Raw genomic sequence first — 22098 nt, forward strand, 5'->3', positions numbered from 1 at the left:
AGTATGGGTAATACCGGCGCGAAGTGCCTGCCAGCATTGAAAATTCTGACCCATATATTGTTTCTCTTTCCCTGAGAAATGTCATCTGCGATGCGCGAGATTTTACGCCAGCGGCCTGCGCTGTTATGCTGCCGTTTCAATTTTTTCTCCGGGATTAAGGAATCAAGATGACGACCCCTTCATTTGACAGCGTCGAAGCACAAGCAAGTTACGGTATTGGTTTACAGGTAGGCCAGCAGCTGCTGGAGTCCGGACTGCAGGGTCTGCAGCCGGAAGCACTGCTCGCGGGCCTGCGCGACGCGCTGGAAGGGAATTCACCGGCAGTTCCGGTTGATGTGGTACATCGTGCGCTGCGCGAAGTACACGAGCGTGCGGAAGGCGTGCGTCGTGAGCGCGTCCAGGCGATGGCGGCGGAAGGCCAGAAATTCCTGGATCAGAACGCACAGCGTGAAGGCGTGAGCAGCACCGAATCAGGCCTGCAATTCAGCGTTATCAAACAGGGTGATGGGGCTATCCCATCTCGTCAGGACCGTGTACGTGTACACTACACCGGTAAACTGATCGATGGCACCGTGTTTGATAGCTCAGTGGCGCGTGGCGAACCAGCAGAATTCCCGGTTAGCGGCGTTATCGCAGGCTGGATTGAAGCCCTGACCCTGATGCCGGTCGGCTCCAAATGGGAACTGGTGATCCCACATAACATCGCCTACGGCGAGCGTGGTGCTGGCGCATCCATCCCGCCGTTCAGCACGCTGATCTTCGAAGTCGAGCTGCTGGAAATTCTGTAAGCCGCAGTCAGGGCGGCCGTTGCCGCCCTTCATTTCTTCATTCTGCTGTCAATCCACCTGCCCGATACAACCCGGTTTCTCCCGTCATAGCGTGGCTGCTCAAATCAGAACGTAGCAATATGGTGATTATTTCGGCACTTTTTGTGCGTATTTTCGGCACATAACGCTTTGCTGTTTCCGTGATGTCATCAAAGTGGATCTTTTTCATAGATTGTTGCGATCTCTGCGCATAATCTGTGGGGAAACGCAGCAGATATAACCTCATCTCATACGTGACGGTAGGCGATGAACTATGATATTGATATTAAAATAGATTGCTCTCGCGACTGGCGTGAAGCTCGGAATAAACAGGTCGCCTGCTAAAATAGTTACAGGTTTGCTGTTTGCAGCGAGTAAGCAGAATCAGCAGAAATGAGGTGAAGAATGTTAGAGCAAATTTGCCAGCTGGCCCGTGCCGCAGGTGATGCGATTATGCAGGTGTATGATGGCGCGCAGCCGATGGATATCGAACGTAAGGCGGATGATTCGCCGGTCACGGCTGCCGACCTCGCCGCGCATCAGGTGATTCTTAATGGGCTACAGGTCCTGACACCGGAAGTGCCGGTATTGTCAGAAGAAGATCCTCCGGCCTGGGAAGTCCGTCAGCAGTGGCAGCGCTACTGGCTGGTTGACCCGCTGGATGGCACCAAAGAGTTTATCAAGCGCAACGGTGAATTCACGGTCAATATCGCGCTGATTGAAAAAGGGAAACCGGTTCTGGGCGTGGTTTATGCACCAGCCATTGGCGTGCTTTATTCTGCTGCGGAAGGCAAAGCCTGGAAAGAAGAGGGCGGACATAAAAGCCAGATTCATGTGCGTGATGCGCGTCCGCCGCTGGTGGTCGTGAGTCGTTCGCATTTCGACAAAGATGAAGAGCTGCAAGAGTATCTGCAACAGCTGGGCGAGCATCAGACAACGGCCATCGGCTCCTCATTGAAATTCTGTCTGGTGGCCGAAGGCAAAGCCCAGCTCTATCCACGCTTTGGACCGACCAATATCTGGGATACCGGTGCCGGACATGCAGTGGCGATTGCCGCAGGTGCGCATGTGCATGACTGGCAGGGTAAAACCCTCGACTATGCACCGCGGGAATCCTTCCTCAATCCAGGCTTCCGTGTCTCCCTGTTTTAGGCCTGGTGATAGCGGTGCGATTTAACGGCCAGGGCGCGATAAATCGCGCCGCTACGACAGCAATTGATGCAATAGCGTAATCACCTGCTGCACTTCCTGTTGTGTCAGTGCGCCATCTTTGGCGTATTGCACCCGTCCGTTCTTATCCAGCACCACTATCGCGGAGCCACCTTCCTCCAGCTGCCAGGCTTTGCGCGCGTTGCCGTTGCTATCGACGATAAATTGCGACCACGGATACTGCTGCTTATTGCTTTCGATGCTGCTGCGCACAAACATGCCGGTACCTGGGATAGCATCATCAGTATTGACCACCGTGGTTGTCTGGTAGCGGTCGTGTGGTAATTTGGCGGCTTTAATGGCCTCAATCAATCCTGCATTCATTTCTTTCGCTGAAGAACGCCCGGCGATATGCATGATAACCCGCACTTTTCCCACCAGCTGCGCGCTATTCCACGGACGATAGCTAAACTTGTCCTGAAGATAGATCAGTTCCCCTTTGTCATTCACACCCACTGCAGGGACGCGTTCGCCTTGTTTGAACAGATGTGCCGCAGCGAGATGGGGTAGAAGTAGTGCCAGTGCTAACACCATGTGTGGCAATCGCATAAAAGTGGCTCCTTGGTGATCCGACCAGTTGGTCATGTTCCTGCAATATTAAGCGTGGATGATGCGCCCTGTCGCGACGAGTTAACAGCTTTGCAACCGACGCCACAATTCCTTAATCACTGAAGGTTTATACTGGATTCTGTGACCTCGGTAACAGAGTGTTCTGTAATGATGTGTCAATTCAGTAAAAAATTCATTTTTTCGGAACATCCGCAGCGCAGGATGTTCTATAGTTTAGGCCTCATTTGCGCTTCATGGGCTCGTACCGATGTTGGCAACGAAGAAGCGTATTATTTCTGTACAGGAGTTAGAACAACATGAAGATCTTCCAGCGTTATAATCCGCTGCAAATTGCGAAATACGTAAAAACGCTATTTAAAGGAAGGTTGTATATCAAGGACGTTGGCGCATTCGAATTCGATAAAGGGAAGGTGCTTATCCCGCGCGTCAAAGACGTACAACATCTGAGCGTGATGTCTGAAATCAATCGCCAGGTGATACGGCTGCAAGCCGAGTACAACTAAGCAGAAGAAAGGGTGCCGATGGCACCCTGGAGCGGCGCGATTTATCGCGCCTTTGTTTTTTATAGCATCCGGACCCACTACGATGAGGGGGTTTCTGCATCAGCCGCCGCGTTTTTAGCGACATTCAGCACTGGCGGGCGCTCATCGATACGCGTGACCAGCAGCTGGTCGATGCGATAGCTATCAATATCCACCACTTCAAACTTATACCCGGCAAACTTCACGAAATCGGTACGTTTCGGGATCTTACGCAGCATATACATCATAAAGCCGCCGATGGTTTCATAGTTACCTGACTGCGGAAACTCATCGATATGCAGCACGCGCATCACGTCATCGATAGGGGTGCCGCCCTCCACCAGCCATGAATTCTCATCACGCGCCACAATCTGTTCTTCCAGCCCCTGGCCGACCAGGTCACCCATCAGTGTGGTCATCACATCATTCAGGGTAATAATGCCTACTACCAGCGCGTATTCATTCATGATCACCGCGAAGTCTTCACCCGCAGTTTTGAAACTTTCCAGCGCTTCAGACAGCGTCAGCGTATCCGGCACAATCAGCGCGGAGCGGATCTGCACGCCGCTATTCAACGCCATACTTTGATTGCCCAGCACGCGCAACAGCAGCTCTTTGGAATCGACGTAACCGACGATATGGTCGATATCGCCATCGCAGACGAGGAATTTGGAGTGAGGATGTTCGGCGATTTTCGTTTTGAGGCTGCCTTCATCTTCATGCAAATCAAACCAGATAATATTTTCGCGCGATGTCATTGAAGACGGCACGGTGCGTGATTCCAGCTCAAACACGTTTTCAATCAGCTCATGTTCCTGCTTACGCAGCACCCCGGCCAGCGCGCCTGCTTCCACCACCGCGTAGATATCATCGGAGGTGATGTCATCTTTACGCACCATTGGCAGTTTAAAAATGCGAAAGAAGACGTTAGCCAGGCCGTTAAACAGCCACACCAGCGGACGGAACACCAGCAGGCAGAAACGCATCGGATTGATAATACGCAGCGCAATGGTTTCCGGCGCGATCATGCCTACCCGCTTCGGGGTTAAATCAGCAAACAGGATGAACAGGCTGGTGACGACAGTAAAGGAGCAGATGAAGCTCAACTGATCGGCCAGCTCCGGGGACACAAAACGAATGAACAGCGAACGGAAAGCCGGTGAAAACGCCGCATCACCGACGATACCACCGAGGATGGCTACCGCATTAAGGCCGATCTGCACCACGGTGAAGAACATACCTGGCGTCTCCTGCATTTTCAGGACACGCTGTGCGTTGATATTGCCTTCGTCAGCCAGCAGTTTCAGCTTGATCTTGCGGGCAGCAGCCAGCGAGATCTCCGACAGGGAGAAAAACGCACTGATAACAATCAGTAAAAGAATGACAAGTAAGCTATCGAGCATAAAAGATCCGTTGGGTTAATCACTTGTCATTTTTGGCCTGGGCAGCATGGGAATGGGCGTACGTCCGGTACTCACCAGTCAAACAGGGCTATCCGTGCCAAAAATGTCTGCGCCAATTCGACAAGGCAGTTAAGCGTCGGGGCAGAAATGAATGCAGGTGTTGCCTGCAGGACGCTGATTATAGCAGCAGCGCTTATCATGCCGCTAGCGGAGACGTCAGGCGGCTTAAGAATAGTCTGAGTGCGTGCTGGCAAACCGCAGAAGCGCCGCTTCGTTGTTGTATCGATCCCGTCATTTGCCGACAATAGTGACGATTTGGCTTAATTGCCGCGTTTACACAGCTGTTCGGGGAAAAGAGCGGCTATGCTGATGGGTATGCCTGCGCTGGATTTTACCCGCGAAACAGATACATGCCCCTGCGGAATAGGGGCAGGCATTATTAACAGGAGTAAGCGTGCCACGATTTCATATTTATTGCATAGCCAGCCTGCTGCTGGTGACACCCGCCCTTCAGGCGGCTAAGGTGCGATTGCAGCTGGAAGGTTTATCCGGGGATTTAGAGAAAAACGTCAGGGCGCGTCTCTCCACCATAGGGAGCGACGAGGTTTCTAACGACGGTCGTTTCCGCGCGCGTGTTTCCGTCGCGGTTAAAGAGGGTTTGCGCGCACTCGGTTACTACGAACCGCAGATTGATTTTGAATCGCGTCCGGCACCGCCACAGGGTGGACGTCCGGTCTTGATCGCGCGCGTCACGGCAGGAGAGCCGGTAAAGATTGGCGGCAGCACCATCGTGGTAGAGGGTGCGGCGAAAAACGATCCCGATTACAAAGCCTGGGTAAAACAGGGCACGCCGAAGGTGGGCACCCAGCTTAACCACGGTGATTACGACAGATTTAAAAGCGGTTTTTCCAGCCTGGCACTGCGTAATGGTTATTTTGATGGTGACTTTAAGCAGAGCCAGCTTGGTGTATCAGTCGAGCGCCGGGAGGCTTTCTGGGATATCGACTACGACAGCGGCCCGCGCTATCGCTTCGGCGATGTCACTTTCCAGGGCTCGCAGATCCAGGAAGCTTATCTGCGCAATCTGGTGCCGTTCAAAAAGGGTGACCCTTACAGTTCGCGTGACCTGGCGGAACTGAACCGTCGTCTTTCCGCCACTGGCTGGTTCAATTCGGTGGTGGTGGCACCGGACTTTGCCAAAGGGCGTCAGACCAAGGTACTGCCGCTCAATGCGGCCGTGTCCCCGCGAGTAGAAAATACGCTGGAAACCGGTATTGGCTACTCCACCGATGTGGGCCCGCGTCTGAAAGGCACCTGGAAAAAGCCCTGGATCAACGACAGTGGCCACAGCCTGACCACTAGCGCCTACATTTCTGCACCGGAACAGCAGATCGATCTTAGCTACAAAGTCCCGCTGCTGAAAAGTCCGCTGGAACAGTACTATACCTTCTCCGCCGGGGTGAAACGCACCGATCTGAACGACACCAAAGCCGATACGAATACGCTTGGCGTATCGCGTAACTGGGACAGCAGCAGTGGCTGGCAGCGCGCGGTCAACCTGCGCTGGAGCCTCGATCACTTTACCCAAGGCAGCGTCACCAACACCACCATGCTGATTTATCCTGGCGTCAGCCTGAGCCGCACCCGTTCGCGCGGGGGGTTGATGCCCACCTGGGGTGACTCGCAGCGCTATTCCGCCGATGTGTCGGATACCACCTGGGGATCGGATGTCGATTTCCTGATCCTGCAGGCGCAAAACGTCTGGATCCGTACGCTGGGTGAGAAAAACCGCTTTGTGATACGCGGCAACCTTGGCTGGATCGAAACCAACGATTTCGACAAAGTGCCACCTGACCTGCGCTTCTTCGCCGGAGGGGACCGCAGTATTCGCGGTTACAAATATCAGGGGATCTCGCCACGCGATGACAATGGCAAGCTGACCGGTGCATCGAAACTGGCGACCGGTTCGCTCGAATATCAGTACAACGTGAGCGGAAAATGGTGGGGAGCGGTATTCATCGACTCCGGTGAAGCGGTTAACGATATCACACAAAGCAACTTCAAAACCGGTGCGGGCTTCGGCGTGCGCTGGGCCTCTCCGGTTGGGCCGATCAAACTCGATATTGCCCGCCCGATTGGTGATAGCGAGGAGCACGGATTGCAATTTTATATCGGACTGGGGCCTGAACTATGAAGCTGTGGAAAAAGGTCCTGATTGGTTTTGGTATTTTTCTGCTGCTGATCTTGGGCAGCGTGGCTTTCCTGATTGGCACCACACCGGGTTTGCATCTGCTATTGAAGGGAGCCGATCGCTGGGTGCCGGGTTTGTCGATCGACAAAGTTGAAGGTGGCTGGCGCGATCTGACGCTGAGCGGCGTGAAGTACACCATGCCGGGAGTTAGCGTCGATGCCGGGCGCTTCCATCTGGCGATCAACCTTAACTGCCTGCTGCATTCGTCAGTGTGCGTCAACGACATTGCGTTGCAGGATGTCAGCGTGGTGGTGGATAGCAAACAAATGGCACCGGCCAGTGCACCACCGCCGGAGCAGGCGAGCGGCAGCACCAATCTCAGCACGCCTTATCCGATCACGCTGAGTAAAGTCGGGCTGCACAACATCAATGTCAAAGTGGATGATACGGCGATTTCGCTGCTCGATTTCACCACCGGTATGCAATGGCAGAACCGCGCCCTGACGCTGACCCCCACCCATATCGAAAGTTTGCTGATTGCGTTGCCAAAAGCGGCCAAAGTGGCGGATGAGCAAGTGGTACAACCGAAAGTGCAGCAGCCTAAACCGGATGAAAAACCGCTGGGTGAGACGTTGCAGGCGATATTCGCGCAACCGCTGTTACCCACACTGCCGGACTTCCAGCTGCCACTGGATATCACCGTGCAGGAGCTGACAGGCAAACAGCTACGCATAACCGGCGATACCGATGTAACCATCAACAGCCTGCTGCTGAAGGCCAGAACCGCTGACCGCCATCTGCAACTGGAAACCTTTGCTGTGGATTCGACGCAGGGGCAACTTAACGCCAGCGGCGATGCCACCCTGGCGGATAACTGGCCGGTAAACTTTGCCCTTAATGGCGCGGTGAATCTCGACCCGATTAAGGGCGAGAAGATTAAAATGAACCTCAGCGGTGCGCTGCGTGATGAGCTGAAACTGGCGCTCAATTTGTCTGGCCCGGTACAGGCGCAGCTGGATGCTGCGGCACAGCCTGCCGTCGCTGGCTTGCCGTTATCGCTCAGGCTTACCAGCCCGGAATTGCGCTGGCCGCTGACCGGTCCGGTGCAGTACCAGGCCGACAACCTGGATTATCAGTTCAAGGGTAAAGCCACCGATTATGTGATGTCGCTGCGTACCGCCGTGAAGGGCGAAGGGGTGCCGCCTGCGGCAATTTCTCTTGATGGTAAAGGGAATGTGCAGCAGTTCAGCCTCGATAAACTGCGCGTGGCGGCGTTGCAGGGCAATATCGACCTGACCGCGCTGGTGGACTGGAGCAAAGCGATTAGTTGGCGCAGTGAACTGACGTTGTCCGGCATCAATACCGCAAAACAATACCCGGACTGGCCGGCGAAGCTGGATGGCAAAATCGCCACGCGCGGCAGCCTGTATGGCGGCAGCTGGCAACTGAGCGTGCCGCAGCTACAGCTGAAAGGGAACGTCAAACAGAACGCGGTCAGCGCTGATGGCTCCCTGACCGGCAATAGCTACAACCAGTGGAAAATCCCGGGTATCAACCTGGTGCTGGGGCGTAACCATGTAGATGTCAAAGGCGAACTGGGCGATGCGCTGAATCTGGATGCCAGCATTGATGCTCCGCATCTCGACAACGCGTTGCCAGGACTGGGTGGGGTGGCGAAAGGCACCATCAAGGCTCGCGGGACACTACAGGCTCCGCAACTGCTGGCCGATCTCACTGCCACAGGCCTGCGCTGGCAGCAGCTGCAAATTGCGCGCGTGCTGCTGCAGGGGGATGTGAAATCCAGTGACCAGATTGCGGGTAAATTGCAGTTGCGGGTGGAGCAGCTAAAACAGGATGCGCTGGCGATTAAATTGCTGACGCTCAATGCCGACGGCAACGAGAAGCAGCATCAGCTAAAACTTGAGGTGCAGGGCGAGCCGGTCTCCGGTCAGCTGGCGCTGAACGGCAGCTTTGATCGCAAAACCCAACACTGGCAGGGCACGCTGAATAATACCCGCTTCGATACGCCGGTGGGCGAGTGGCGTCTGACGCGTGCCATGGCGATTGACTATCTCAACAGCAAGCAGAGCGCGACTATTGGGCCACACTGCTGGCAGAACCCGAACGCGCAACTGTGTGTGCCGGAACCGATTGAAGCGGGAGCCAGCGGCCATGCGCATGTGGTGCTCAGCCGCTTTGATTTAGCCATGCTCAAACCGTTCCTGACCGATGAAACCAAACTGGCAGGGGTGTTCAGCGGTGATGCCCGGGTTAACTGGACTTCTGACGGCGCGTTGCCGACCGGTACCGTCTCGCTGAAAGGCAACGGCGTAAAAGTGGAGCAGGATGTGCAGGGCAACACCTTGCCCATCGCCTTCGACACCCTGAACCTGAATGCCGCGCTGCGTAATGGCCGCGCCCAGCTCGACTGGCTGATACACATCGCCAACAATGGACAGCTGAGCGGTGACGTACAAATTGCCGATCCGCAGCACCGTCGTCTGCTGTCGGGTAACGTTAATATCAGCAATATTTCGCTGGCGATGTTCAACCCGGCATTGATGCAGGGCGAGAAAATCAAAGGCAATCTCAACAGCGCCCTGCGCCTCGGCGGTAATTTGCAACAGCCGCAGGTATTCGGCCAGCTGGGACTGAGCGGCGTGAATGTGGAAGCCAGCTTTATGCCGGTTGCCCTCACTGCCGCCAATCTCAACATGGTGTTTAACGGCATGAGTTCTACCCTTAATGGGTTGATTCAGACCGCACAGGGCAACATCAATCTCAACGGGAACGCCGACTGGAGCCAGCTGAATAACTGGCGGGCGCGCATTGCTGCGCAGGGAAGCCGGGTACGTGTCACTGTGCCGCCGATGGTGCGTATGGACGTGTCGCCAGATCTGGTGTTTGAAGCGACCCCCGCCGCCTTCAATCTTGATGGCCGGGTGGATATCCCGTGGGCGCGCATCACGGTGCAGGAAGTACCGGCCAGCGCGACTGGCGTGTCGTCGGATGAGGTGATGCTGGACCAGAACCTGAAGCCGATTCAGCCGAAAACCACGGCGATCCCGATCAACAGCAATCTGGTCATTCACGTCGGCAACGATGTGCGCCTGTCTGCCTTTGGTCTGAAAGCGAAGCTGAACGGTGATCTGAAGCTGGTGCAGGATAGAACCGGTCTCGGCTTAAACGGCCAGATTAATATCCCGGATGGTCGTTTCCATGCTTATGGTCAGGATCTGATTGTGCGCAAAGGTGAACTGCAATTTGCCGGACCGCCGGATCAGCCCTATCTTAACCTGGAAGCCATCCGTAACCCCGACTCCACTGAGGATGACGTCACCGCAGGTATCCGCGTCACCGGGTTAGCTGATGAGCCGAAAGTCGAAATCTTCTCCGACCCGACGATGTCGCAGCAGGAGGCGTTATCTTATCTGTTGCGCGGCCAGGGACTCGATGCCAATGGCGACAGTAACGCATTAACTTCAGCGTTAATTGGTCTGGGGGTTGCACAAAGTGGGCAGGTTATGGGTAAAATCGGCGAGACGTTCGGCGTCAGTAACCTTGCGCTTGATACCACCGGGGTTGGCGACAGCCAACAGGTGCAGGTGAGTGGTTATGTGCTACCGGGTCTGCAAGTAAAATACGGTGTTGGCATATTTGATTCACTGGCGACCTTAACCTTGCGTTATCGCCTGATGCCCAAACTTTATTTGGAAGCTGTGTCTGGTGTTGATCAGGCACTGGATTTGCTCTATCAGTTTGAGTTTTAGCAATGCGAATAATTGTCTACGGCAGTTTACGGCGCAAACAGGGAAACAGTCACTGGATGACGAATGCGCAATGGCTTGGTGACCACCAGATTGAAGGGTACGAACTCTACAATCTCGGTCACTATCCCGGCGTGATTGAGGGTGAGGGCAATGTCTTTTGCGAGGTCTATCGCATCGACGCCATCACCCTTGGCGAATTGGATGCCCTGCGCACCAAAAATGGCGAATACAAACGCCAGTTAATCCAGACGCCCTTCGGCAGCGCCTGGCTGTACGTTTACCAGCGTCCGGTTACCGGTCGCACGCGCATCATCAGCGGTGACTGGTTGCAGCGTGATGACGAATCAGAAGCATAAATAAAAACACCGTCCAGTTGGACGGTGTTTTTTTATGCGCGAGGGGCAGCAGAATTATTTCTTCTGTGCGCGCTCGTAAGAAGAGATGATCTCGGCTTTGGCTGCTTCGGCGTTATCCCAGCCGTCAACTTTAACCCATTTGCCTTTTTCCAGATCTTTGTAGTGCTCAAAGAAATGGGTGATCTGTGCACGCAGCAGTTCCGGCAGGTCGTTCACATCTTTGATGTGATCGTACTCTTTGCTCAGCTTAGTGTGCGGTACGGCAACCAGTTTGGCATCTTCACCGGATTCGTCGGTCATTTTCAGCACGCCAACCGGGCGGCAACGGATCACAGAACCCGGCTCCAGCGGATACGGGGTCGGCACCAGTACGTCAACCGGGTCACCATCCAGAGACAGGGTGTGGTTGATGTAACCGTAGTTGCACGGATAGAACATGGCGGTAGACATGAAACGGTCTACAAACAGGGCGCCAGACTCTTTGTCCACTTCATATTTGATCGGATCGGCATTTGCCGGGATCTCGATGATGACATAGATATCTTCTGGCAGATCTTTACCTGCGGGCACCTGGTTCAAACTCATCTGGCTTTCCTTCATTAGTCGTAAGTTGAGTGTCGGCTATTATAGCCAACTGACTCTGAAAGTATGCCCCCTTTTTGGCGTTTCGGAATGGTCCAGCCGCTTACTTCGCCGCCACAAACAACGAGACGATACCTGCGGCAATTAATGGTCCGACCGGAACCCCGCGGAAGAAGGCCACACCAATCACCGTACCAATCAGTAAGCCGCCAATCACTGAAGGTTGTGCGCTCATAAAATGCACGCCACGACCGCCAAGCCAGGCGACAAACACCCCCACCAGAATGGCCACAATCGATTGCCAGTTAGCGAACGACTTAATCAGCGAGGAAGCCGGCAGCGAGCCGCTGGCCAGCGGGGCCATCACCGCCACAGTAAGAATGATGATACCGAGCTGAATGCCTTGTTTTTCCACATAAGGGAAGAATTGTGCCAGCGGGGTGATTTTGATCACCAGCAGAATCAGAATCGAAATAGTGACAGCGTTGTTATGAACGAAATAACTGAGCACAGCGAGGCAAACCAGAATAATGGTGGAGGCATAAGCAGCCATGATTTCTCCCACAGGATTGAAGGGGCACTGGCAACGACCAGCGCGAAACGGTTTTTTTACCGCCCCCATTTATCAACAATCATCGGGATTGGCGCAACTGCCTTTGTTAATTGATTGCAGCATCAGCGCCTGATTGCGCACCAGATTCACGCCCTGTGCCCCCAGCGAAAGCGATGCCATCGTGCCCTGGCTGGCAAAGAAGACACTCTTGCTGGCATCCAGCCAGCTGTCACGGTAAGCCAGCCAGGCGCGTTGTGCGCTGCGTAATTTGGCTTTAGGTTCACCGGTTAATTTTTTCATTGCCTGCTCGTATTGCTGATTCATCTCCTGATCCCATGCTTTATTTGCACTGTCGTAACATTGCGTGAGCGCGGCAGTGCTGGATTCCTTATTCAGACACTGCTGTAACTTCTGGTCGATCGCATTTTCCTGCGCTGTCGCATAACTGCTCAGTAACAGACAGGCAACCGGGAACACTTTATACATCGTGATATTCCTTATTCGGGATGAAAGTGACTTTAGCAATTTTTAAGAGAGGGTGATCATCAGCCCATTGACCATCAACAGTGGTTAAAGTTTAGCAAAGTGACTGCCGATAACTTATCCGTTTTAGGGCTGCTGGATTTCTGCCTTTTTTCATACACACGGGTACTATCATGATCAAAAATTTATCAATACGGACCGGTTTACTCGCTTTACTCGCTTTTATGACATTGTTGCTGCTGGCGGTCAGCACCCTGGGCATTTACGCCATCAACGCAGGCAATCAGTCGCTGGATGTTATCAATCGCATCCAGGGCGTTGAACTCAATAGCCTGTACCAAAGCAATGCAGACCTGATGCGCGCTCGTGCCAGTGGCGCTTTGGCGGTGCGCAAGATCGAAATCGGCCTGCTGGATGAGGGCGCGGCAGTGACGAAACAGGCGCAGGCTGATGTCGCCACTTCGCAGCAGCACCTGAAGGATTTTGTCGATGCCGGTACGGTGACAAAGCAGGGTAAAGCGCTGGCGGATGCAGTGGCCAGCAGCTTTGCTGCCTACCTGCAACAGGGCATCACGCCGATGATGGATGCGTTGCAGAAGCAATATACCGATGAATATTACACGGTGCTCGAGGGCAATCTTTCGATGCTGGCCGCCAATTACGCCAAAGCAGTGCAGGATTTCAGCCGCTATGCCGATCAGGTGTCAGCCGAGCGACTGGCCCAGGCGGCGCGCAACGAAATACAGATGAAAGTCCTGATTGGCATCGCGGTGCTGATGACAGTACTGATGATTGTGCTGGCATGGCAGCTGCTGCGTCGTTTGTTACTGCGCCCGCTAGAGGGGGCGATCGGGCATCTGCAACAGGTTGCGGAGGGGGATTTATCGCAGGCACTGCCAGCCACCGCCAATAACGAGCTGGGCCGACTGAATCAGGCACTGGCCGCCATGCAACAGGCCTTGTGTGATTCGGTCAGCCAGGTTCGCGAAGCCAGCCTGCAAATTGATGTTGGCAGCCGTGAACTGTCGGCAGGTACCGTGCATTTGTCGCAGCGTACCGAGGAATCCGCAGCCTCGCTGGAGCAGACCGCTGCCAGCATGGGGCAGCTCACCGCGACGGTACGCCTCAATGCCAGCAACGCGCATCAGGCGCACCAGCTGGCAAACAGCGTCTCGGACACGGCTGATCGCGGTGCCGAAGTGGTGTGTTATGTGATGGAGAAGATGCGGGAAATCACCCACAGTTCTGACCGTATCGCCGATATTCTCAGTGTGATTGACGGTATCGCCTTCCAGACCAATATCCTCGCGTTGAATGCTTCTGTGGAAGCGGCGCGCGCCGGTGAGCAGGGACGTGGTTTTGCCGTGGTGGCCAATGAGGTGCGAACCCTCGCGGGTCGCAGCGCCACCGCCGCCAAGGAGATTCGTGAGTTGATTAGCGAATCCCAGGTTCGGGTGAAAGAAGGCAGTGAAATGGCCACTCAGGCGGGCGAAACCATGGATGAGATCTCCAGTGAAGTGATGCGCGTGACCGCGTTGATGAAGGAGATTTCGGTAGCATCCGAGGAGCAGAGCCGTGGTATTGAGCAGGTCAATCAGGCGGTGACGCAAATGGATGAGGCGGCACAGCAGAACGCCGCACTGGTGGAAGAAGCCAGCGCCGCGACGCAATCGCTGGAAGCGCAGTCACAGCAGTTGCAGGCTTCTATGGCGCAGTTTCGTATAACGACGGTGTAAATTAACATCGGGTCTGTAGCGGCACGATAAATGGTGCCGCTACAAAATGATACGATCATCATTACTGATATTCTGCTACGTTAATCAGGGTAAAATATCAAGGAGATGATAATGAATCCTGCCGTAGTCGAACATATAGATACGTTATTAGCTGCTATCCAGGCCCATCCGTTTTATACCCTGCTCCTGCTGGTGCTCTTTCCGGTTCTCGGCATGCTGAAAAGTATGTTTTCCGATATTAAGGGTGAACATATCTTCAAAAACTCATTAAATAATCGGATAAAATTTGTTGCCAGCCAGCTGGATAACGAGTTTCTGAGTAATGAGGATCGCAGCCGTTTGGCGCAGCAATATATTCAGCTGGTCAACCAACGAATGTATGGTATTGAGAATCGCCATATTCAGGATGAAGTGATAAAGATTATCGACCGTTCCAGTGAAATACGCAGTAATAAATACTTTGTGATGCACCGACATTATCTCAGCGTGAATGTTGAGGGTGAGCTGTTTATTAACCCTAAAAAGATCAGGGAACGTTATATCGAAGCATTTTGTTTGGTAGGCGTCGGGGTGGCGATTATTTTCTTTGCTATCTTTGTCGGTATCCGTGCTGAAGTTCCCGGATTACTTTTCCTGGTTGTCGGTATGATTTTATACATACTGGGCCTGGGACATTTCCCGGTCGGGAAACTGGGGCGCAGGAGAGCAGAGAAAGAAATCGAAAATTATTACCAGCAACAAAAAGCCCGCATTGAGCGGGCTTCCGTCATCGAGGCCAATCAGCCCTGACGATCTTCCGGGAACTCGCGCAGGAAGCGCTCGACGTCATCTACCATGGCGTCGTTGCCGCAGAAGAACGGGCAACGCTGGTGCAGGGTCTCTGGCTGGATATCCAGGATACGGTTTTTACCGTCGCTGGCTTTACCGCCTGCCTGTTCAGCCAGGAAGGCCATCGGATTGCATTCATACAGCAGGCGCAGCTTACCTTTCGGATGGCTGGCGGTGCTTGGATAGAGATAAATGCCGCCTTTCAGCAGGTTACGATGAAAGTCAGCCACCAGAGAGCCGATGTAGCGCGAGGTGTAAGGACGGTGAGTGGCGATATCCTCTTCCTGGCAGAACTTCAGGTATTTTTTCACGCCCTGCGGGAAGCGAATGTAGTTACCTTCGTTGATGGAGTAGGTGTAGCCCTTCTCCGGGAAGGTCATACGTTCGTGGCTCAGGCAGAACACCCCAAGTGACGGATCGTAGGTAAAGGCGTGCACGCCCACACCGGTGGTGTACACCATCATGGTGGATGAACCATACACCACGTAACCTGCGGCAACCTGCTTGCTACCCGGCTGCATAAAATCAGCTTCGGTAACCGGGGTGCCCGGCGGGGATACACGGTGGTAGATCGAGAAGATGGTACCAACGGAAACGTTAACGTCGATGTTGGAAGAACCGTCCAGCGGATCCATCAACACCACATATTTGCCGTGCTCCACTCCTTCGAAGATGACGAACTCATCTTCCTCTTCGGAAGCGATACCCGCCACAATGCCGCGTGCTTTCAGTGCTGCTTTCAGCTTTTCGTTGGCGAACAGGTCCAGCTTCATCTGCTGCTCACCCTGTACGTTTTCCACGCCGCTGGCACCGAGAATATCCACCAGACCCGCTTTGTTGATATCGCGGTGGATAATTTTCGCACCCAGCTTGATGGCTGAAATCAGCGCCGTCAGTTCACCTGTGGCGTGAGGAAAGTCGTGTTGCTTCTCGACGATAAATTCGCCTAACGTTTTCATAACACATTCCCTGAATCTACGATGGAGTGGCAGCAGCTCTAACAAACTGCCAACGTATGCGTACGCAGTTTAGCCGATTGAACTTTAAAAACCATAGTCCTAATCCGTTTCTTCCACCTGCACTCGGCGTTACACTGTGCGCCGAACTTTTGAGTAATGGATCTCTTTATGCGCATTCACATCCTTGGGATTTGTGGCACTTTTATGGGCGGTCTGGCGATGCTGGCGCGCTCACTTGGCCACGAAGTGACCGGCTCTGACGCCAATGTCTATCCGCCAATGAGTACCTTGCTGGAGCAACAAGGCATTGAATTAACGGAAGGTTATGATGCCAGTCAACTGGACCCCGCCCCGGATCTGGTGATCATCGGCAACGCCATGACGCGCGGCAATCCCTGTGTGGAAGCAGTGCTGGAACGTAACATTCCTTACCTCTCCGGCCCGCAGTGGCTGCACGATTTCGTGCTACGCGATCGCTGGGTGCTGGCCGTGGCCGGAACCCACGGTAAAACCACGACAGCCGGCATGGCAGCGTGGATTCTTGAGGCTTGTGGCCTTGAACCGGGCTTTATTATTGGTGGTGTGCCAGGAAATTTCGATGTTTCGGCAAAATTAGGAAAAAGCCCGTTCTTCGTCATTGAGGCGGATGAGTACGACAGCGCCTTTTTCGACAAACGTTCCAAGTTTGTGCATTACTGCCCGCGCACACTGATCCTCAACAATCTGGAATTCGATCATGCGGATATCTTTGACGATCTGCGTGCCATCCAGAAACAGTTCCATCATTTGATCCGCATCGTACCGGGCCAGGGTAAGATCCTGCTGCCGGAACACGATCATAACCTGAAGCAGGTTATGGCGATGGGTTGCTGGAGTGAGCAGGAAACGGTGGGTGACAACGGTCACTGGCAGGCGAAAAAACTGACGCCGGATGCCTCACGCTGGGAAGCCTGGCTTGATGGTGAGAAAGTGGCGGAAGTGAACTGGGGCCTGGTGGGTGAGCACAACATGCACAATGGCCTGATGGCGATGGCCGCCGCACGTCATGTGGGGGTGAAACCGGACGATGCCGGTGAAGCGCTGGGGCGCTTTATCAATGCGCGCCGCCGCCTCGAGCTGCGTGGCGACGTGAACGGCATCAAGGTTTATGACGATTTTGCCCATCATCCAACGGCGATCCTCGCCACCCTGGCCGCGCTGCGCAGCAAAGTGGGGGGCACGGCGCGTATTCTGGCGGTGCTGGAACCACGTTCGAACACCATGAAAATGGGCGTCAGCAAGAATGAACTGGCACCGTCACTGGGACGTGCCGATGAAGTGTTCCTGTTCCAGCCGCACCATATTCCGTGGCAGGTTGCCGATGTGGCGGATGCCTGCATCCAGCCTGCTCACTGGAGTGCCGATATCGATACGCTGGTAGAAATGGTGGCGAAAGTCGCGCAGCCAGGTGATTCGATTCTGGTAATGAGTAACGGTGGCTTTGGCGGTATTCATCAGAAACTGCTGGAGCGTCTGGGGCGGTAATCCGTAGCGGCGCGATTCATCGCGCGTCTGTAAACCCTGCGCGATAAATCGCGCCGCTACGTGATACGAAATTAAGCCTCTGCCAGTTCGCGCAGATACTGGAAAATCTGACGTGCCGCTTTTGGTGGTTTGTTCGCCGCTTTTTCTTTCTGCGCATTGCGAATCATGCTGCGCAGCTGCTGGCGATCGGCCTGCGGATAGAGGTTAACCACCTCGGCCATCACATCATCACCCTGCTCAATCAAACGATCGCGCAAATTCTCCAGCTTATGGAACAACGCTACCTGCTGGTTATGGCGGTTTTTCAGTTTGTCCAAAGCCAGACGAATCGGTTCCACATCACGGGCGCGCAGCATCTTACCGATCAGCTGCAACTGGCGGCGACGGCCTTCTTTCTTGATACGCTGCGCCAGTTCAATGGCGGCACGTAAATCTTCGTCGAGTGGAATCTTGTCGAGGGAATTTTTCCCCAGTTCGACTAACTCGGCACCCAGGCGTTTCAGCTCCTCGGCATCGCGTTTAATTTCGCTTTTGCTGACCCAGATAATCTCTTCGTCTTCTTCTTCCTGATTATCCGGCACATCATCGAGCCAGTCTTCGGGCTGCTTGGTCATCTCTTGGCTCCCTAAAAAAAGAGGCTAATCCTACCAGTTTATCGGGGGACTGCGAAATTGTTCTCTGAGTCTGATAGACTCAAAATATTCATACATAAGATTAGACGGCAGGTCGATGAACGTATCTACTCAGGTTGCAGAACAACGTAAAGTGTTGGAACAGGCTGTCGCACAGGCGCTGGAACTGGCGAAAGCCAGCACCGATGGCGCGGAAGTGGCGGTCACCAAAACTACCGGGATTGGTGTCAGTACCCGCTACGGCGAAGTGGAAAACGTCGAATTTAACAGCGATGGCGCGCTCGGCATCACCGTTTATCATCAGAATCGTAAAGGCAGTGCGTCTTCTACCGACCTCAGCCCGGATGCCATCAAACGCACCGTGCAGGCGGCGATCGATATCGCACGCTACACCTCCGCCGATCCTTATGCCGGTCCGGCGGATCGCTCCCTGCTGGCGTTCGACGCCCCGGATCTCGATCTCTACCATCCGTGGGAGATCGACGCCGATCGCGCGATTGAACTGGCGGCGCAGGCGGAACAAGCCGCCTTACAGGCCGATAAACGCATCACCAATACCGAAGGCGGCAGCTTCAACAGCCACGTCGGTATCAAAGTATTCGGCAACAGCCACGGCATGCTGCAGAGCTACTGCTCCAGCCGCCATTCGCTTTCCAGCTGCGTGATTGCAGAACAAAATGGCGAAATGGAGCGTGATTACGCTTACACCATTGGCCGTGATATTCACGATCTGCAAAGCGCTGATTGGGTCGGGGCAGAATGCGCACGCCGCGTGTTGTCACGCCTGTCGCCGCGCAAGCTTTCCACCATGAAAGCACCGGTGATTTTCGCCCCGGAAGTGGCAACGGGCCTGTTTGGTCACTTGGTGGGAGCCATCAGCGGCAGCAGCGTGTACCGCAAATCGACTTTCCTGCTCGATGCGCTGGGCACACAGATCCTGCCGGAATGGCTGACCATCGAAGAGAAGCCGCACCTGTTGAAAGGCCTGGCCTCGACGCCATTTGATAGCGAAGGGGTGCGTACCGAGGCGCGTGACATTATCAAAAATGGTGTGCTGCAAAACTGGCTGATGACCAGCTATTCCGCGCGTAAGCTTGGCCTGCAAAGTACCGGCCATGCGGGTGGCATTCACAACTGGCGTATTGCCGGTCAGGGCCATAGCTTTGACGATTTGATCAGGCAGATGGGCCGTGGCCTGGTGGTGACGGAACTGATGGGTCAGGGTGTCAGCGCCATTACCGGCGACTATTCACGTGGGGCGGCCGGTTACTGGGTGGAGAACGGTGAAATACAGTATCCGGTGAGCGAAATCACCATCGCCGGTAACCTGAAAGATATGTGGCGCAACATGGTGACTATCGGCAACGATATTGAAACCCGCAGCAACATCCAGTGTGGATCGGTGCTGCTTCCGGAGATGAAGATCGCCGGGCAGTAATGACATCGCTTCCTGAAGGCAGCCCGCAAGGCTGCCTTTTTTATCTCCACAATAATAAAGGAATGAACGATGCGTAAGCATGTGATTGCAATGTTGTCTCTGTCGCTGTTGTTCTCCAGTGCCAGCCTGTATGCGGCTGATCTGGAGCAGGATATGCATACTTTGAATGATGGGCTGAAAACGGTGAAAAAAACCTCCGATGCCCAGGAAATGCAAATCGCGCTCGGCAAGATGCGCCAGGCGGCGGAGGATGCGAAAAAATCCACGCCGGAAAAGCTGGAAGGTCAGCCTGCTGATAGCGCTCAGATCAAGGATTTCCACGCCGGACTGGATTCGCTGATCGCCCAGATTGATGTGGTGGATCAACTGGCTCAGGCCAACAAACTGGACGAGGCTAAAACCGAAGCGAAGAAACTGGAAGATATTCGCAACGCCAACCATAAGAAATTCCGCTGACAGTCAGGCCAGCCATCTGGCTGGCCTTATTCCTGGGCATAACCCGCCCGATTCTTCCCTACATTCCCATCATTCTGTGCGAAATGTGATGTATTTTGCACCGTTCATGCATCATGCGATCTGGCGCACAGTTGCCAGCATGATTTCCACTTTGAGGTGGAAAAGATGCGTCTCCACACCGTTTTGAGGAAAGCGTAATTTATTTTTAACGCGAATTAACGGTCATTGTCCGCTGTAAACAGGAGTGAGCCAGGTGAGTAGTGAAGCAGTTCCGCTGAAACAGAGCACGCCGGAAGCGATTCAGGCGCTGGCGGATAACGTGATGACGCAGATTGCCGCGCTGTATGCGGCGCACCACATCGAACCCAATGCGGTGCAGCAGCAAATGCTGACCTCACACGTGCGAGCCATGGCCTCGCGCTCCCTGACCGGGGAAGCCTTACCGGAAGTGGAAGCGGAGCTATTTGAGGATATCTCGCCCGAGACGATGGCACTGGCGCAGCAGGTGGTGGATCTGTTCGGCAACCTGCCACGCGAAGAGGCGTGGTTATTGTCGGTACACATTGAAGTTGCAAGGTCGAATTAGTCAGAAATTTTAAGAGGAATTGAACATGGTAACAGTAGTGATTGGCGATCGTCTGGGTAAAGGACAAAAAGTGGCGGCAGGTGTCGAGAAAGCCGGTGGCCGTGCGGTAGTGGTGCCGGGTGTGGCGGCGGATATGAAGCTGGGCGACGTGATGAAAGCGGAAAACGCCGACTTTGGCATCTCCTTTTGCGGCAGTGGCGGCGCAGGTGCCATCACCGCACAGAACAAATATGGCTACAAAGCAAAACATGGCATGCGTTCGATTGATGAAGGCGTTACGGCGATCAACGAAGGTGCCACGGTGCTTGGCTTCGGCTTTATGGACAAAGAAGAGCTGGGTGAACGGCTGGTGCAGGCCTGGACGAAAAAACACGGCAGCTAAGCATGAAACAACAATACGTGACTCAGGTGACGGTAAAGGGAACCGGTGACACAAAAGCCAAAGCCTTTGCCGATGCCCTGAGCCGGGTGCAGCAGCAGGTGCTGCGCACTACACAAAAAATTCTGTTGCGCATTGAACCCCAGGATGTTCGGGTGCTGCGCGCGCAGGAGCGCGTCAAGACGGAGAAATTTTTGTTCTTTTTCCTTGCGCGTGAGCGACGGAACTACAGCGTCGAGCTGGAGATTACCGTCAGCGTCACCGTGATCGATACCGAGCAGGTTGAATTCACGGCGGCACCTTAACAATAGACGAAAAACAAAGGTAAGCGCATGTTTTTAATTATTTTGTTTAAGTCGTTAATCATTGGCGGGTTGGTTGGTGTTGGCGTCGGAGCAGGTGCCGCGCGCATGTTTCACGCACCGACCACACAGGGCATGGGCGCGTTCCGCACGTTGGGCGAACTTAACTCCTGTGAAGGTGATCCAGCATCGCACTTCTCCTTTGGTCTCGGCTTTTTCTTTAACGCCTGGGCTTCATCCGTGGCGGCAGGGTCCTTCACACAAGATGTTGACCATCGCATCCTGCCCAACTGGGGCGCGGCGGCACTGATGGTGAAAAACCGCAACGTGGCAGAAACGCTCCACGACCCGAAAAAGATGGCCATTGCCTGCGGCATCATCGGCATGATCGTGGTGGCCTTCCTCAACAGCACCGCCTCTGCTGTCCCGGCGGCTTTGCAGGTCACCGCCGTTAAAGTCCTGGTTCCCGCAGCCAATTTGCTGGTGAACACCGTGATGCCGGTGATTTTCTGGCTGGCGGCGATTGATGCCGGTAAGAAATCGGGCTTCTGGGCCACCATTTTTGGCGGTCTGGCGCAGTTGATCATGGGTAACGCCGTACCGGGTCTGGTACTGGGCATCCTGATCGGTAAAGGGGTAGAGGAGAGCGGATGGAACAAAGTCACTAAAGTGATGATGACCGCCATCGTGCTGCTATTCGTGCTGAGCGGCTTCTTCCGCGGCTTCGACATGAAACTGCTGCAATCCTTCCAGCTTGGCATTCCTGGCTGGCTGGACATGATCCATAACAGTCTCAGCGGCAAATAAGGAGCCA

Annotated in this window: 23 protein-coding genes; 15 read left to right on the plus strand and 8 right to left on the minus strand. The window is 54.3% G+C overall.

Annotation, left to right across the window (positions count from 1 at the left end):
- Positions 1-167: 167 nt before the first annotated feature.
- Positions 168-788, plus strand: coding sequence for an FKBP-type peptidyl-prolyl cis-trans isomerase (gene fklB / locus PW844_RS26900; RefSeq protein WP_084877117.1), 621 nt, complete (start codon positions 168-170; stop codon positions 786-788).
- A 37-nt stretch (positions 789-825) separates the two neighbouring features.
- Here fklB and PW844_RS26905 read toward each other — a convergent pair whose 3' ends face one another.
- The gene (locus tag PW844_RS26905; protein ID WP_299458835.1) at positions 826-996 is read right to left on the minus strand and encodes a hypothetical protein; all 171 of its coding nucleotides are present in this window, start codon (positions 994-996) and stop codon (positions 826-828) included.
- A 215-nt stretch (positions 997-1211) separates the two neighbouring features.
- On the opposite strand from PW844_RS26905, the gene cysQ reads away from it, so the two are divergent.
- Positions 1212-1958: a 3'(2'),5'-bisphosphate nucleotidase CysQ gene (gene cysQ, locus PW844_RS26910; protein ID WP_299458837.1), complete on the plus strand. Its 747-nt coding sequence runs from the start codon at positions 1212-1214 to the stop codon at positions 1956-1958.
- A 51-nt stretch (positions 1959-2009) separates the two neighbouring features.
- Here the strand turns inward: cysQ and PW844_RS26915 are convergent, their stop codons facing one another.
- A complete protein-coding gene (locus PW844_RS26915; protein WP_299458839.1) occupies positions 2010-2564 on the minus strand; it encodes a YtfJ family protein in 555 nt (184 codons plus the stop codon).
- A gap of 317 nt (positions 2565-2881) precedes the next feature.
- Between PW844_RS26915 and PW844_RS26920 the strand changes: the two genes are divergently transcribed.
- The gene (locus tag PW844_RS26920) at positions 2882-3088 is read left to right on the plus strand and encodes a DUF1107 domain-containing protein (protein ID WP_299458841.1); all 207 of its coding nucleotides are present in this window, start codon (positions 2882-2884) and stop codon (positions 3086-3088) included.
- 77 nt (positions 3089-3165) lie between these two features.
- Here the strand turns inward: PW844_RS26920 and PW844_RS26925 are convergent, their stop codons facing one another.
- On the minus strand, positions 3166-4509 hold the full coding sequence (locus PW844_RS26925; protein WP_299458843.1) for a hemolysin family protein: 1344 nt from the start codon (positions 4507-4509) through the stop codon (positions 3166-3168).
- 454 nt (positions 4510-4963) lie between these two features.
- Between PW844_RS26925 and PW844_RS26930 the strand changes: the two genes are divergently transcribed.
- From PW844_RS26930 to PW844_RS26940, 3 genes are read left to right on the plus strand one after another with little or no spacing between them, the layout of a single operon-like run.
- Complete coding sequence (locus PW844_RS26930; RefSeq protein ID WP_299458845.1) at positions 4964-6703, plus strand: autotransporter assembly complex family protein; 1740 nt, start codon at positions 4964-4966, stop codon at positions 6701-6703.
- Positions 6700-10470 (plus strand): translocation/assembly module TamB domain-containing protein, encoded by a 3771-nt coding sequence (locus PW844_RS26935; RefSeq protein ID WP_299458847.1) that lies wholly within the window; start codon positions 6700-6702, stop codon positions 10468-10470. Before PW844_RS26930 ends, PW844_RS26935 begins: the two co-directional genes overlap by 4 nt.
- Positions 10471-10472: 2 nt before the next feature.
- Positions 10473-10826 (plus strand): gamma-glutamylcyclotransferase, encoded by a 354-nt coding sequence (locus PW844_RS26940; protein WP_299458849.1) that lies wholly within the window; start codon positions 10473-10475, stop codon positions 10824-10826.
- A 54-nt stretch (positions 10827-10880) separates the two neighbouring features.
- Here the strand turns inward: PW844_RS26940 and ppa are convergent, their stop codons facing one another.
- The 3 genes from ppa to PW844_RS26955 all read right to left on the minus strand — a co-directional run bounded on the left by ppa (position 10881) and on the right by PW844_RS26955 (position 12447).
- Positions 10881-11411 carry an inorganic diphosphatase gene (ppa, locus tag PW844_RS26945; RefSeq protein WP_031376399.1) on the minus strand — a complete coding sequence of 177 codons (531 nt, stop codon included), beginning with the start codon at positions 11409-11411 and terminating at the stop codon, positions 10881-10883.
- A 100-nt stretch (positions 11412-11511) separates the two neighbouring features.
- On the minus strand, positions 11512-11961 hold the full coding sequence (locus tag PW844_RS26950; RefSeq protein WP_208716608.1) for a DUF441 domain-containing protein: 450 nt from the start codon (positions 11959-11961) through the stop codon (positions 11512-11514).
- A gap of 72 nt (positions 11962-12033) precedes the next feature.
- Positions 12034-12447: a lysozyme inhibitor LprI family protein gene (locus tag PW844_RS26955; protein WP_299458855.1), complete on the minus strand. Its 414-nt coding sequence runs from the start codon at positions 12445-12447 to the stop codon at positions 12034-12036.
- A gap of 173 nt (positions 12448-12620) precedes the next feature.
- Here PW844_RS26955 and PW844_RS26960 point away from each other — a divergent pair, with 173 nt between their 5' ends.
- Both PW844_RS26960 and PW844_RS26965 read left to right on the plus strand, forming a co-directional pair.
- On the plus strand, positions 12621-14180 hold the full coding sequence (locus PW844_RS26960; RefSeq protein ID WP_299460441.1) for a methyl-accepting chemotaxis protein: 1560 nt from the start codon (positions 12621-12623) through the stop codon (positions 14178-14180).
- Positions 14181-14291: 111 nt separating this feature from the next.
- A complete protein-coding gene (locus PW844_RS26965; RefSeq protein WP_299458857.1) occupies positions 14292-14969 on the plus strand; it encodes a hypothetical protein in 678 nt (225 codons plus the stop codon).
- Here the strand turns inward: PW844_RS26965 and fbp are convergent.
- Positions 14960-15967, minus strand: a complete 1008-nt coding sequence (gene fbp / locus PW844_RS26970) for a class 1 fructose-bisphosphatase (RefSeq protein ID WP_299458859.1) — start codon at positions 15965-15967, stop codon at positions 14960-14962. The genes PW844_RS26965 and fbp overlap by 10 nt on opposite strands.
- Positions 15968-16135: 168 nt before the next feature.
- Between fbp and mpl the strand changes: the two genes are divergently transcribed.
- The gene (mpl, locus tag PW844_RS26975) at positions 16136-17491 is read left to right on the plus strand and encodes a UDP-N-acetylmuramate:L-alanyl-gamma-D-glutamyl-meso-diaminopimelate ligase (protein WP_084877080.1); all 1356 of its coding nucleotides are present in this window, start codon (positions 16136-16138) and stop codon (positions 17489-17491) included.
- A 71-nt stretch (positions 17492-17562) separates the two neighbouring features.
- Here mpl and yjgA read toward each other — a convergent pair whose 3' ends face one another.
- On the minus strand, positions 17563-18105 hold the full coding sequence (gene yjgA, locus PW844_RS26980; RefSeq protein WP_084877075.1) for a ribosome biogenesis factor YjgA: 543 nt from the start codon (positions 18103-18105) through the stop codon (positions 17563-17565).
- 115 nt (positions 18106-18220) lie between these two features.
- On the opposite strand from yjgA, the gene pmbA reads away from it, so the two are divergent.
- The 6 genes from pmbA to PW844_RS27010 all read left to right on the plus strand — a co-directional run bounded on the left by pmbA (position 18221) and on the right by PW844_RS27010 (position 22091).
- A complete protein-coding gene (gene pmbA / locus PW844_RS26985; protein WP_299458862.1) occupies positions 18221-19561 on the plus strand; it encodes a metalloprotease PmbA in 1341 nt (446 codons plus the stop codon).
- 69 nt (positions 19562-19630) lie between these two features.
- Positions 19631-20017 carry a cytochrome b562 gene (gene cybC, locus PW844_RS26990; protein WP_299458864.1) on the plus strand — a complete coding sequence of 129 codons (387 nt, stop codon included), beginning with the start codon at positions 19631-19633 and terminating at the stop codon, positions 20015-20017.
- 253 nt (positions 20018-20270) lie between these two features.
- Positions 20271-20603, plus strand: a complete 333-nt coding sequence (locus PW844_RS26995; RefSeq protein WP_084877068.1) for a glycine dehydrogenase — start codon at positions 20271-20273, stop codon at positions 20601-20603.
- A gap of 25 nt (positions 20604-20628) precedes the next feature.
- Positions 20629-20985, plus strand: coding sequence for an SFCGS family glycine-rich protein (locus PW844_RS27000; protein WP_084877066.1), 357 nt, complete (start codon positions 20629-20631; stop codon positions 20983-20985).
- Positions 20986-20987: 2 nt separating this feature from the next.
- Positions 20988-21287 (plus strand): DUF4312 family protein, encoded by a 300-nt coding sequence (locus PW844_RS27005; RefSeq protein WP_299458871.1) that lies wholly within the window; start codon positions 20988-20990, stop codon positions 21285-21287.
- Positions 21288-21314: 27 nt separating this feature from the next.
- Positions 21315-22091, plus strand: a complete 777-nt coding sequence (locus PW844_RS27010) for a DUF4311 domain-containing protein (protein WP_299458873.1) — start codon at positions 21315-21317, stop codon at positions 22089-22091.
- The last annotated feature ends 7 nt before the right edge of the window (positions 22092-22098 follow it).

This window comes from Pantoea sp., assembly GCF_028283705.1.
Classification (GTDB): domain Bacteria; phylum Pseudomonadota; class Gammaproteobacteria; order Enterobacterales; family Enterobacteriaceae; genus Pantoea.

What these genes read in the sequence shown, in the direction of transcription:
- fklB (WP_084877117.1), top strand. Translation starts at nt 168, where the DNA reads ATGACGACCCCTTCATTTGACAGCGTCGAAGCACAAGCAAGTTACGGT.
- PW844_RS26905 (WP_299458835.1), bottom strand. Translation starts at nt 996, where the DNA reads ATGAAAAAGATCCACTTTGATGACATCACGGAAACAGCAAAGCGTTAT.
- cysQ (WP_299458837.1), top strand. Translation starts at nt 1,212, where the DNA reads ATGTTAGAGCAAATTTGCCAGCTGGCCCGTGCCGCAGGTGATGCGATT.
- PW844_RS26915 (WP_299458839.1), bottom strand. Translation starts at nt 2,564, where the DNA reads ATGCGATTGCCACACATGGTGTTAGCACTGGCACTACTTCTACCCCAT.
- PW844_RS26920 (WP_299458841.1), top strand. Translation starts at nt 2,882, where the DNA reads ATGAAGATCTTCCAGCGTTATAATCCGCTGCAAATTGCGAAATACGTA.
- PW844_RS26925 (WP_299458843.1), bottom strand. Translation starts at nt 4,509, where the DNA reads ATGCTCGATAGCTTACTTGTCATTCTTTTACTGATTGTTATCAGTGCG.
- PW844_RS26935 (WP_299458847.1), top strand. Translation starts at nt 6,700, where the DNA reads ATGAAGCTGTGGAAAAAGGTCCTGATTGGTTTTGGTATTTTTCTGCTG.
- PW844_RS26940 (WP_299458849.1), top strand. Translation starts at nt 10,473, where the DNA reads ATGCGAATAATTGTCTACGGCAGTTTACGGCGCAAACAGGGAAACAGT.
- ppa (WP_031376399.1), bottom strand. Translation starts at nt 11,411, where the DNA reads ATGAGTTTGAACCAGGTGCCCGCAGGTAAAGATCTGCCAGAAGATATC.
- PW844_RS26950 (WP_208716608.1), bottom strand. Translation starts at nt 11,961, where the DNA reads ATGGCTGCTTATGCCTCCACCATTATTCTGGTTTGCCTCGCTGTGCTC.
- PW844_RS26955 (WP_299458855.1), bottom strand. Translation starts at nt 12,447, where the DNA reads ATGTATAAAGTGTTCCCGGTTGCCTGTCTGTTACTGAGCAGTTATGCG.
- PW844_RS26965 (WP_299458857.1), top strand. Translation starts at nt 14,292, where the DNA reads ATGAATCCTGCCGTAGTCGAACATATAGATACGTTATTAGCTGCTATC.
- fbp (WP_299458859.1), bottom strand. Translation starts at nt 15,967, where the DNA reads ATGAAAACGTTAGGCGAATTTATCGTCGAGAAGCAACACGACTTTCCT.
- mpl (WP_084877080.1), top strand. Translation starts at nt 16,136, where the DNA reads ATGCGCATTCACATCCTTGGGATTTGTGGCACTTTTATGGGCGGTCTG.
- yjgA (WP_084877075.1), bottom strand. Translation starts at nt 18,105, where the DNA reads ATGACCAAGCAGCCCGAAGACTGGCTCGATGATGTGCCGGATAATCAG.
- pmbA (WP_299458862.1), top strand. Translation starts at nt 18,221, where the DNA reads ATGAACGTATCTACTCAGGTTGCAGAACAACGTAAAGTGTTGGAACAG.
- cybC (WP_299458864.1), top strand. Translation starts at nt 19,631, where the DNA reads ATGCGTAAGCATGTGATTGCAATGTTGTCTCTGTCGCTGTTGTTCTCC.
- PW844_RS27000 (WP_084877066.1), top strand. Translation starts at nt 20,629, where the DNA reads ATGGTAACAGTAGTGATTGGCGATCGTCTGGGTAAAGGACAAAAAGTG.
- PW844_RS27005 (WP_299458871.1), top strand. Translation starts at nt 20,988, where the DNA reads ATGAAACAACAATACGTGACTCAGGTGACGGTAAAGGGAACCGGTGAC.
- PW844_RS27010 (WP_299458873.1), top strand. Translation starts at nt 21,315, where the DNA reads ATGTTTTTAATTATTTTGTTTAAGTCGTTAATCATTGGCGGGTTGGTT.